Source organism: Algoriphagus boritolerans DSM 17298 = JCM 18970, assembly GCF_900108085.1.
Classification (GTDB): Bacteria; Bacteroidota; Bacteroidia; order Cytophagales; family Cyclobacteriaceae; genus Algoriphagus; species Algoriphagus boritolerans.
This window is the reverse complement of sequence record NZ_FNVR01000001.1, coordinates 493202-504587: the sequence shown is the minus strand read 5'-3', so window position 1 is coordinate 504587 and position 11386 is coordinate 493202. Positions and strand designations below refer to the sequence as shown.

The 11386-nt window shown below is 40.4% G+C and carries 13 protein-coding genes; all 13 read right to left on the bottom strand.

The features are described 5' to 3' along the window. Positions 1–82 precede the first annotated feature (82 nt). The 13 genes from C4S61_RS02165 to C4S61_RS02110 all read right to left on the bottom strand — a co-directional run bounded on the left by C4S61_RS02165 (position 83) and on the right by C4S61_RS02110 (position 11182). Complete coding sequence (locus C4S61_RS02165; RefSeq protein ID WP_235009737.1) at positions 83–469, bottom strand: DUF6597 domain-containing transcriptional factor; 387 nt, start codon at positions 467–469, stop codon at positions 83–85. 174 nt (positions 470–643) lie between these two features. Next, entirely contained in the window at positions 644–1483 is an 840-nt protein-coding gene (locus C4S61_RS02160; protein WP_103923132.1) for an agmatine deiminase family protein, read from the bottom strand. Continuing rightward, positions 1480–1986, bottom strand: a complete 507-nt coding sequence (locus tag C4S61_RS02155; protein ID WP_103923131.1) for a DNA-deoxyinosine glycosylase — start codon at positions 1984–1986, stop codon at positions 1480–1482. Before C4S61_RS02155 ends, C4S61_RS02160 begins: the two co-directional genes overlap by 4 nt. 169 nt (positions 1987–2155) lie before the next feature. Continuing rightward, entirely contained in the window at positions 2156–2482 is a 327-nt protein-coding gene (locus C4S61_RS02150; protein ID WP_103923130.1) for a helix-turn-helix domain-containing protein, read from the bottom strand. Next, positions 2479–2829 (bottom strand): type II toxin-antitoxin system RelE/ParE family toxin, encoded by a 351-nt coding sequence (locus C4S61_RS02145; RefSeq protein WP_103923129.1) that lies wholly within the window; start codon positions 2827–2829, stop codon positions 2479–2481. The genes C4S61_RS02150 and C4S61_RS02145 overlap by 4 nt, the downstream gene beginning before the upstream one ends. A gap of 226 nt (positions 2830–3055) precedes the next feature. Then, positions 3056–3640 (bottom strand): hypothetical protein, encoded by a 585-nt coding sequence (locus C4S61_RS02140; RefSeq protein ID WP_103923128.1) that lies wholly within the window; start codon positions 3638–3640, stop codon positions 3056–3058. A gap of 40 nt (positions 3641–3680) precedes the next feature. Next, positions 3681–4256, bottom strand: coding sequence for a transposase (locus C4S61_RS02135; protein WP_235009735.1), 576 nt, complete (start codon positions 4254–4256; stop codon positions 3681–3683). 38 nt (positions 4257–4294) lie between these two features. Next, positions 4295–4498: a hypothetical protein gene (locus C4S61_RS21635; protein ID WP_146064329.1), complete on the bottom strand. Its 204-nt coding sequence runs from the start codon at positions 4496–4498 to the stop codon at positions 4295–4297. Between the two features lie 208 nt (positions 4499–4706). Beyond that, the gene (locus C4S61_RS02130) at positions 4707–5321 is read right to left on the bottom strand and encodes a DUF4304 domain-containing protein (RefSeq protein ID WP_103923126.1); all 615 of its coding nucleotides are present in this window, start codon (positions 5319–5321) and stop codon (positions 4707–4709) included. A gap of 142 nt (positions 5322–5463) precedes the next feature. Continuing rightward, positions 5464–5760: a tyrosine-type recombinase/integrase gene (locus C4S61_RS02125; RefSeq protein WP_317046036.1), complete on the bottom strand. Its 297-nt coding sequence runs from the start codon at positions 5758–5760 to the stop codon at positions 5464–5466. An 887-nt stretch (positions 5761–6647) separates the two neighbouring features. After that, complete coding sequence (locus C4S61_RS02120; RefSeq protein ID WP_235009733.1) at positions 6648–8213, bottom strand: sulfatase family protein; 1566 nt, start codon at positions 8211–8213, stop codon at positions 6648–6650. A gap of 427 nt (positions 8214–8640) precedes the next feature. Continuing rightward, complete coding sequence (locus C4S61_RS02115; RefSeq protein ID WP_103923123.1) at positions 8641–10032, bottom strand: sulfatase-like hydrolase/transferase; 1392 nt, start codon at positions 10030–10032, stop codon at positions 8641–8643. Further along, positions 10025–11182, bottom strand: a complete 1158-nt coding sequence (locus C4S61_RS02110; RefSeq protein WP_200820527.1) for a glycoside hydrolase family 43 protein — start codon at positions 11180–11182, stop codon at positions 10025–10027. The genes C4S61_RS02115 and C4S61_RS02110 overlap by 8 nt, the downstream gene beginning before the upstream one ends. Positions 11183–11386 lie beyond the last annotated feature (204 nt).

Here is an 11386-nt window from a genome sequence, read left to right as displayed (position 1 = left end):
AGAAAACCCTACAGGGGGATCTGTTTCCAAATTACCCTTAAAACAATCCTTAATAAGGTGCAAATAGGATATTAGTGTACAATCAAAAATTATTTAGGACAGCATTGACATTAAATGAATTAGATTTTTCAAATTCAACGGTGTCATTGGTCAGCTCATTTTGTGAAGTATAGCTATAAAAATTTGCAAAAGTTGCAGGTTTTAAACACACACCTATTAGATGTGTGTCGTTATCAATAAAGCTGTCTTTAAATGAAGTCATTGCTCCAACTACATACGTTTTCCCAAATTCCATTTTAGTCGAGCCGTTGTCCGTCAAACAAGCACCTCCCAAATTCATTACAATACCAGCACAGCCATCTGGAAAAACCCTTTCCCATTGTCTTTCAACTTCGTTTCCTTTCAGTTCCCAATAGAAATGAATATAGGGTTCTAATTCTTTGGAAGGTTTTACTTTTATGTACTTCATTGGTTTCTGAGGTGTCGTTCATTACAATGATCGCCAACGGTCCGCAGCTAAGAAACGTGGGGCTTTTCGGAGCGATTTCCTGTCCACCGAAACGAAAGTAGCTTCGGAGAACAAACCTTTAGGAAACCACTGTCCGCCCCATGTTTTCTTAGGTGCTGTTAGGGCATGTTTTCTTCATTTTTTTATGTTCCATGTCAAGCAGTTTATGATTCCTGTGTGTTTTGCAGGTTCATTGCTCCTGACTGTGATTATTTGTTTGTCATGGAAAATTTCCTTTGACTTTTCAATTGCACTCTTGTCTGTTCCCTTTCCAAAAATTGGTAGAACTAAATGATTTTCTAATTCAAGATAGTTCAGGTAAAGTCCTGCGGCATCATCAAAATCTTCATTGTCATATGGGTTAAAAGGAAAGGTCTTCCATTTCAGTCCTGAATTATGTAAAGCTCCCAAAAAGTCAATGTAGTCCTTCTGTTCTTCCTTGCTAAAATCATTAATCAAAACCGTGTCGTTGGCAATAAATCTCGCCATTCCGTCAACGTGTCCAAGCCAATCTCCCTTCTCGACTGGAACGAAAAAAATGTCATTTACATCAAGCAGGTTTTTCAGTTGTTCAATGAGTTCAAGTTCCGGCATGTTTTTGTTCTCTGTAAACACCTTGGTTGTCATGAAAACCTTGTCATTCCATCTTGAGATATTTCCGCCATCTATGATAATGTCTGATTTTATAGTTTGAATGCCAATTGAATCACAAATTGAATCAACGTCTGAAATTGTCCTTGACCATTTTTTCGTTGAAATCAAATAGTCTGGCTTGTAGGTGAACCTTACGAACTTATTTTCTGAAACTTGAATTGGCATGTAATCCACAGCCCAAACGTCCTTTGTTTTTGGAAGAACATCAAAGGGAATTTTTGCTTGTTCGAGTTTGGATACAAATTCTTTTGCAAACTCAGGATATTTGGCTGAAAGAGTGTCCGCTATGAATACAAAATTTGTTTGGCTGTCAGTTATCATTCTTTTGTAAAATAGTCTTTGTAAATTTTGGCTTTATCCTGCAAATTCAATCTTCTATAAACCGGAGATGGAGATGGGAGAACTACTAAGTCCAAATGTTTTGGAAATTCAAAGTTCTCAATGAACTCCTTGTGAACCCCTTTACCCGTAAATAGAATTTGTTTGATATTTTTAGTTGTCAAAATTTCATTGATTACTTTTTTGTTGTATTCCTTATTTATCAGGTTTTCATCAGAGTTTTTGTTTTCACTTCTTTGGCACGAGAGCAATATATCAGTAATTGCAATATTATTGTCCTTGAATAGTTTTTGTTTATTTTTCTTATCTGATAAGTCTCTATCGAAAACAATTTCGAGAATTTTCCAAAATTGATTTCTTGCAGCACAATAGAACCAATCATTCTCTCTTTTTGATTGAGTTGATTCTTTTCCTGGAAAACTCCCTAAAATAAGTCTTGTGCTGTCTTCTGGAATAAATGGTTCAAATGGATGTTGTTCTGTCATTCGCGTTTTTTTAAATATGGCCTAACGGTCTCCGCGCAGGCCCAGTGCGGATATTTACCACAAGCGCCAGGCTGAAAATGAATTGTAAATTAGGCAATAATCTTCAGTTTGGAAACGAAAGCGTAGCATTGGGCTTGCGCGGTGTTGGCAGTAGGTTTTCTTTCTGTCGTCAAGCGAGTTTTATTGTCTGGTTAAGCAACTCCACATTGAAATTTATCTTTGCGTTAAGTGCTTTAAATACTTTTATTATTGTCTCAAATCTTGCGTCTGTCAAGCTGTTTTCAAGTTTTGAAATTTGTGCCTTTTGAACACCTACAAGTCGTCCAAGTTCTTCTTGTGTCAAATTACGATCTAGACGTGCTTGTCTAATTGCTTCTCCAAGCAAGTCAAGTCGTAACTCGGTCTCAAATGCTTCACGCTTTGGTGTCCCAAGTTTACCGATGTGTTTGTCGGTAATCTCGTCTAAGCTGTATGTTTTTAATCCTTGCTTTTTCATTTTTTCCTGTCTTTAAGTTCAAAATATTTTTTTCTCAAACGTTCTGCCTTGTCCAAGTCACCTGGAGGAGTTTTATCTGTTTTCTTAATCAGTCCGTGAGTCGAAATTACAATAGTGTCGGTCTTCTCTGATTTGTCCCAAAAAGCAAAAAGCCTGTAATGGGTCTTATTAAACAGTGTTCTAAACTCCCATATCTCTTCGGTCAGTTTTTTGAAAAGGTCTTTATCATTTGAAAACCTTGCCTTTGTGATGTTGTAAATGATTTTATCCCTTACTTTCTCTTCAAGGCTGTCAAGGAAATCCGAGGCTTCTTCTAAAAAATCAACTTTAAATTTTGGTGTTTGCACATGCTAAACGTTTTTTCAAAGATAGAGGTTTCTTTATTAGGAAACTAATTTTTCTGTGAAGCGGTCTTTCTAACCTTACCGCCAACGTTTTGGCGCTTGGCGCAGTGGCGGATTTCGGAGCACAAAACTGTCAATACACCACAAAAGCTGATGCGAGGTAGAATGTTCAATTAACCACGTCACCCGCCATTGAGCCAAACGCCTGTTAGCGGTTCGGCTTTTTTCTTTAGTCAGCCTGATGTATCCATTCATAATTTCCGTTTTTGAATGTTATTAGTCCACCGCCTTCTTCGTGTCTGCCTATAAAAATTGATACATTTTGAAGTTTAACCTTTTTGCTTCCTAAAATGTCACCATCATCCTTAAATGTTGTTTCACTCGTTTCAGTGCCTTCAAAAAGTTCCCAATAGTCAACCCAATTAAAGTCTGTCATATGTGCGAACTGTTTTCCAAAACCTATTTTTACTTGGTCATTTGTCTTGCCGTGTATGATAATTATTCCTGAAGTTTCGTTTTCCTTTTTATAAATCGCTTTGTCTAAAAGTCCGTCTCCGTTAAAGTCTGCCGTTATCGTGTCAGTCAATTTATACAATGTTGCTTTTTCAAATCCACTTAAAGATTGTTTTCTATACTCTTCGCTCTGATTTTCGTCTATCGTGGTTTGTTCAGCAAGTTGATTATTGTCTAAAATAGACGTGTCCGAAACTTGGTCAGCAATACTATCTAAAACTATATTAGAATTCCGTTCGGAGTTGTTTTGTCCACAACCTGTCAAAATTAAGAATGTCAATATGTAGATTATCTGTTTCATTGTCGTCTTTTAAGCTTCTGACTAACGGCACTCAAAACCCTTAAAATTCAGCTGTTTTGAGTCCTAGGTCGTCTTCGGTGAGTCCGTCCCGATAAATATCGGGATGCTTTTTGATTCGTTTAACTAATCCCAACTTTCTTTTTTGATCCAGGAATAGGTATCCTTCCGGGTTGACGTAGGGAGTTCCTTTGACCACCATGTTCCAAATGATGACTGCAAGTTTTCTTGCTGTGGCACTGATGGCTGAAACTCGTCTCTTTCTGGAGCTTATTCTTTGGAAGAAGTCTCTTAGCGGCGTGGATTCTTTCAGGTTTCCGATGGCATTGGCAGCGTTTCGGAGTGCGATTTTTAGTCTGTTGCTTCCTTTGGGGACTTTGCTGGACAGGAGTTTCCCTCCGCTTACTTTGTTGTTGGGTGCGAGTCGGAGCCAGGAAGCGAAGTGTTTGGCAGTTTTGAACTTTTTGATGCCTTTTTCTTTCAACCAGTCGGCCATGGCAAACAGGTCCTGATTGAACACCCCGTACTCCCGAACGTCCGGTTCGGACTGGCCCACTGCCACCCAGTGGGAACGACTTCCGAGGTCAATACCCGCAGCCTGCGGATTGACGACTTCCATAGAAATCGATTCCTGTTCAATAAAAAAGAGTGTCTAAACTACGCTCCGAGGATGTGCTTTTGGCAAGAAAATATTCTGAACAGCCTGTCCCGATAGCGAAGCGTATCGGGAGGGTCCCGAAAAATCGGGACCGCCACTGAGGTCATCGCAAGCATCCCAACCAGAATGACGCCCGTGCTTCCCGATAAATCTGGAGCGACAGTTCTAAAATCGGCCTTGCAGAGAGTGGTGGAATTTAGCAAAAAACGGTTAAGGGGCCTTTACCCCGTTAGCATACGAAGTCAACTTTTTTAAAGTAGGGGGAATGGCCGCTAACGGTCTGCCGCTTTGCGAAGGCGGGGATTTTTAGCACTGAACTTCATTAGATGCACAAAACTTGAATTTAGCACTTCTCTTTCATAGAAGCACGAAACCCCCGCTTTTGCAAAACGGCTGTTAGCTGTGGTTTTTCTATTTGTCAAGTCCATATTTATGTCCGTATTCTTTTACAGTTTCTAAAAAATGCGGGTTAGTTTTTTCCTTCAAAATTGTCAAATACTCTGTCTTTGCCTTTTCAAATTGCTTTAATTCAGCATAGACAATAAGTTTACCCAAAGGTGCCAAAATTAATTTCTCGCTATCAAGTAGATTTAAAAAGTCTTCTTTTGTATTCGTCCTGTCGAAATAGGGTAAAATATATTTTGAAAGGTTCGTCCGCATTTCAACTATCAAAGTATTCTCATCTGTCTTCTCGTCAATGTCATACCAAGTGTCGTGTTGGTTTCTGAGTTCCCCAATTCGCTTCCTAATTAAGCATTCAGGTTCAGTTGGAAAGGTTGGGATTTCTTTTCCTTCATTGTATGTCAAGCCTGTCCAGTGTTCAGGAAGAAATAGTCCTGTGTTAATAGTAAAGTTTATATGGTCTTTTGAGTAAAAGGAACTTTTTTGAATATTGATTATTTGTCCTAACTCTTGTCTTTGTAGATAAAAATTGTTAGCCTTCTTTTTAAATCCAAGTGGCTTTAAAACATCGTGAAATCCGTCCTTAATTACTTTGTTAAATTTTATTTCTGTTCCAGTCTTCATTGTTTGTTCGTGTCGGTCGTTAAAATCACAGCTAACATCCCAATAAATCTAACTCCTCTCCCCAGTGTCGTGTATATCCGTTTTGTGCGGAGCAAGTTTTGTGGCTGTTTCTGATGTCAAATTAAGCAATTCGGTGATTTGATCAAGGGGGGGAGACCACATTTTTGTTGGAAACTGCCAACACATGACTGTAAATCTCTGTAGTCTTACTGCTGGAATGGCCCAAAAGAACCTGAATCATCCGCAGGTTGGTGCCGTTTTGCAATAAATGGGTCGCAAAACTGTGCCGCAGCGTATGCACTGTCGCCCAGGGATTTGCCCCGCTTTTCTGTATGGCTGCCCGAAAAATATTCTGAATGCTCTTAGTGGAATACTGACCTCCCTCCTGCCCCTCAAATAGCCAATAAGAAGGCTTGAAGGCCCGATAATAGGCTCTCAGTTCCCCAAGAAGAACAGGGGAAATCGAGCATGACGAAGATCGTCACACACTGGGATGATTATAAACCATGCGAGATTCTCCCGAAGAAAAATCGGGACAGGCTATCTGACTTATAAAAAACAAATTATAAAGGAAAAGTAATTGCCAAAGATCCTCATGGGAATACATTTTCAATGAATTTTGAATTTTCCACGAAAAGAAATTATCAGACCTTCCCAAAATACCTGAATTTCAGCATGGATCAAGAGTGTGTTTCTGGCTTTATTCAAAACCTATTTAAGGCACCCTCACCATAGGAGAGTCATCTGAAAACGGCTCCAAACATTTCAACTTTGTTGCCAAAATTGATCCCTTGGGGAATCCGATTTGATTGAAGTCGTATCCGTATGAAAATGGAGATTATTGGGAAATTCAGACATTTTAATTAAAAGAGGACTCTTGATCACAAGTTATCACCCTGTTATCAAACGAGACAACAATGGATATGCGATTTGGGCAAATGTTGTTGACCTGTTCAATCTTACCCCAAAGCTTTGGAGGGTTTAGAAATTTGGAAGGGTAAGTTGCAAAAAGTGACGGGTCTGTATTAGACTTCAGCGTGGATTATGACGGGGATAAGGCTCAAAGCCAAGGTATTGAAAAGTGAGTGGGTTGGGGCTGTAATAAGGCCTGTTTGGTGCACGTCTTTTGGTGGCTTTGGCCATAATTTCTTGCACTTATTATCCTTAAACTCCCAAAAAAACCACATTTTTAAGTTTATCAGCAGTCTCTAAAGTACTCTTAACCAACCCATTTACTCCGGGCAAATCATTCAATACACAGGAATAGAAAGTCTAAAAGCAAAAAAAAACCTGAGGAAAAACCTCAGGCTTGCTTAACCCAATTAACTATTTCAATTCCAACTGTTCAATTTTATCATATCCACCACCTCTTAGTTCTTCAAATCTTTTGACCAATCTTTCCAAGACTTCGGGTTGAGAAGAGGCTAAATTCATATTTTGCCCAGGATCTTCTTTGATGTTATACAATTGATATTCGCTATCGTTGCCCAATTCAATATTGACAAATTGGTTGATTTTTGGTCCTTCGTATGGAGGTATCATGACATAATCTCCACTTCTCAGTGCCGTTCTGGTAGTCGCTTCCAGTATCACTTCTTCCCTTCCGGCGGTTGATTCTCCCATCAAGACGGCCAACATATCCATACTATCCTCTGTGGCAATATTACTTCCGACCAGCTTGGATAATGAAGTCAACAGATCCAATTGAGAGACCAAAGCCTCCGATACACCCGGTTTGATTTTTCCTTTCCAATAAGTCACAAACGATATCCTGGTACCGCCTTCAAAAAGACTATATTTCCCTCCTCTAAATGGTCCCGAAGGTTTATAGTTTCCCAATTTCTCTACGGCATCATCATAGTATCCATCATTCAAAACCGGTCCATTGTCGCTTGAAAAAATCACCAGCGTGTTTTCCAGAAAACCCTCATCTTCCAGAGTCTTCATAAACTCTCCAATACACCAATCTGCCTCTAAAATCACATCTCCTCTAGGTCCCATTCCTGAAGCTCCAACGAATCTGGGGTGCGGTGTTCTCGGTACATGAGGTTGTTGAAAAGCATAATACAAGAAAAACGGAGCTGATTCATTTTTTCTCCCTCTGATATAATCCTGCGCTTTTCCCAAAAATTCATCGGCCATATCTTCATCTATCCACTTCGCATTTTCTCCACCTTTCATAAATCCTATCCTAGGGATACCATTTACGATGCTGTTGTTATGCCCATGATGCCACATCATTTTGAGCAGTTCCGGATTGTCTTTTCCGGTCGGTTCACCTTCAAAATTATTTTCATAATCCACCAAAATCGGATCATCTTTTTCCAAACCTACCACATGCCCATTTTCAATATAGACAGTTGGCACCCTATCTTGGGTTGCTGCCATGATATAAGAATAATCAAATCCCACTTCATTCGGACCGGGAGAAACTTTTTGGTTCCAATCCACATTACCGTCACCCAGGCCCAAATGCCATTTTCCAACAATGCTGGTATGATACCCTTTAGTTTTCAGCATTTTTGGAATTGTCATTTGATCTACATCGATCAGAAGCGGAGCTGTGCCCGGTAAAATCTTGGCGTTTTCATTTCTCCAGGGATAAACACCCGTCAGCAATGCATATCGGCTGGGGGTGCAAGTTGCCGATGAAGCATAAGCATTGGTGAATTTCATCCCTTCATTGGCCAATCTGTCCATGTTAGGCGTCTGCAATTCAGTCGCGCCATAAGCACTCAATTCGCCATATCCAAGGTCATCCATGTAAATGACCACGATATTAGGGAGCTTTGCTTCAGTTTCTTTCGTACTTTCTTTACTCTGGCAGCGGGTCCAAAGCAGGATAGCAGCCAAACATGCCAAACAATTCATAAAACTCGAGTTTCTCATCATAGTTCTGTATTTAAATGGGTTCAATATTAATTTTTCTGATTATATACTATTCTGCCGGTAGAGGAATATATCCTTGATTTTGGGCTGGGAGACCGAAGACGGAAGCCTGAAGAAGTCCAAGAATTGGCATTTACCAGTTCATTTGAACTTCGAAGTTAGCTGCTGGCAAAGTTCCGTATATCCCTATTAATTTTATGTGTATCAGCAAAGATGCAGGTTGAATGAATTTTGGTATAAACCGGGCGGAAACACATCCACAGACGACGGTCCACTGTCCGATAGCTATCCGACAACAGTAACGTTAAACTGGTGATCTAGCCATACATTATTTGGCTACGTGCAGATATCCGAACACACATATTAATTTTTTAAGAGTGTTCACATTACCGTGGCTTACGTCTTCGGTCATCCATCTTCGGTCTTTTTTCTATTTATTTTGAGGTTGATTGATTTCGTAACGTTTATCATACAGATCCCGCTGTCTTACCTTCCATTCGGCCCCTTCCAGAAACAAAGGGTGAGGAAGTGATAAGTTCCAGTCTCCCAATTTTTTCATTAGCTTTTTGGTAAGTTCTACATTTTCCAATGCCACATCATTTTGCTCTGAAATGTCATTTTGCAGATTGAACAACATCGGTAATCGGTCTGGAAGCTGGATCAGCTTCCAATGGTCTTCAAAAATACCCGCACTGATAGTAAACCTCCATTTAAATGATTCGTGGGGAATATCTGATCTTTTTTTAGTCAAATAAGGCATCAAATTCACCCCATCAAATTGGTCGGATGCTTTAGAAGCAACACCTGCCAAATCCAAAAAAGTCGGCATCAGATCAAGTGCAATCACAGGATGAGGATAAGATTCGCCTTCCGGAAGATAACCTTTCCATTTCATAATAAATGGTACACGGATTCCGCCTTCAAGCAAAATTCCCTTTTGCCCATTGAACGGGGCATTGAGCGAAGCATTGCTGTCCACAGGCCCACCGTTGTCACTGAGAAAAACCACAATTGTATTTTCTTCCAATCCTTCAGATTGAAGTGCTCTCAGAATCTTTCCTACATTTTGGTCCAATCGATGAACCATGGCCAAATAGGTCCTTCTATTGGAATCTTGGATGTGTTCAAACAAACCTAAATCTTCCTCAGTCGCTTGTAAAGGTGAATGTGGTGCATTGAATGAAGCAAAGAGAAAAAAGGGTTCGTCCTTATGTCTTTTGATAAAATCCACACATTCGTCTCCCTTGTCATCTGTGAGGTAGGTGATTGGTTGGGGAGTTTTGTAATTACTTTCTATGGGCACCAAATATCCCTTACCATTTTCCTCTGATTTGAAATAATGATGTCCTCCACCCACATATCCCCAAAATTCATCAAAACCCCGATTGATCGGATGAAATTGATCCCGAGTCCCCAGGTGCCATTTACCTATCAATCCGGTCACATATCCTGCCTCCTTTAATCGATCGCCTAGTGTCTTTTGTTCAACGGAAAGACCTGCAAATTCAGGATCAAAACCGGGTTGGTTGTTGCCAAGATTATTATCATATCCAAACCTCACTTGGTTTATACCAGTCAACAACCCAGCCCTGGATGGACTGCAAACGGGCGCAGAAACATACGCATGCTGGAAATTGACCCCTTCTTTGGCCAAAGCATCAATATTAGGTGTCTGGATCTGTAAACTTCCGTTTAGGCTCAAATCAGCAAAACCAAGATCATCCGCTAAAATCAACACAATATTGGGCTTTTGATCTTGAGCAAAAGCGCTCAAAACCAAACCTGAGATCAGAAAGAAAAATATGCCTATCGCCTTATTCATCTGTATTTTCATTTTGATCAAAAAAAGACAAATCCCACTGATCTTGCCAGTGAATGATGGGTTTGGAGTTTTCAAATTCTACCGGTAGGAAAATGTATTTGCCATCAATGGGATTCTCCGGGGTCCAGCGATCCCCTACGAAAATAAAGGCATCTTCTTTTCCCATCACAGGAATCACAGCGGTACTCTGCGACCAAAAAGTCGTCTTCATTTCCTCATCCGTTCCACGGGTCGGATTACCCAAGGGAGTCCATGGACCAAGAGGGTGATCCGCTACAGCGGACTTTCCGGGATTCGGTTTCCAGCCCGTGAGTCCTGAAGAAAACATGTAGTATTTTTCCTCCTTTTTGAAAATCGCCGGAGCTTCGTTTTGCAGTCCCGGGAGTACGCGGGTATACTTACCGGAGAAGTCTGTGTAGTCATCTGTCAACTCGGCCACATGCAAGGTCTGATTGTTTTCAGAAGAATGAAAATGATACGCTTTCCCATCATCATCCACAAATAGCGTCATATCACGAGCCATTTGACCTTTTTCAAAATCCCTCCTCAAAAAGATCCCATTGACCACCGCTTCTTTCCATTCCTCAGAAGGCCTTTCATACCGATCAAGATCAACAGGCCAAGATTTTAGGCTGTCCGGATAATTCGTCGGCCATATACCTGCATGTGGATTGACACTTTTAATGTAGGTATAGGGACCGGTGACCTGATCACTTACCGCTACTCCGGTCAAAGCAGCATCATAACCTTGGCCCTTCAATTCATGATGAAACCACATGACAAATTTCCGGGTCTTCTCATTGTAAATGACCTTGGGTCGTTCGATCACACAGCCTTGGACTAGAAGAGAATTCGGGTCTTCATGAACCTCTAGCGCGATACCTTCATTTTTCCAGTTGTAGAGATCTTTGGAGGAATAGACCCGCACACCTACATGGGCTTTGTTACCTTCTTTACCTGCGATTTTATGCTCCCCAAACCAATAATAAGTATCTTCATGGATCAAAAACCCGCCACCATGCGCATTGATATGGACACCCCTGTCATCTTTCCATTCTTTTCCGGGAAAGAAATGCTGATAATCTGTCTGAAAGCCGGCGAGTCCTATCCCTATCAAAAAAACAAAAAAACTCAATGTAATTATTCTCATCTTCATCATAGCTTATCGATTAATTTTAGGACTCCCATCCCAGGATTTGCTCCGATGGGATTTCCCAAAATATCCTGTTTCAAATCCATTCCTTCATCTGTTTATAATTTGTTTTTCAAAGGTCAGATGGAATCTCGCATGGTTTATAATCATCCCAGTGTGTGACGATCTTCGTCATGCTCGATTTCATCTGTTTATAATTTG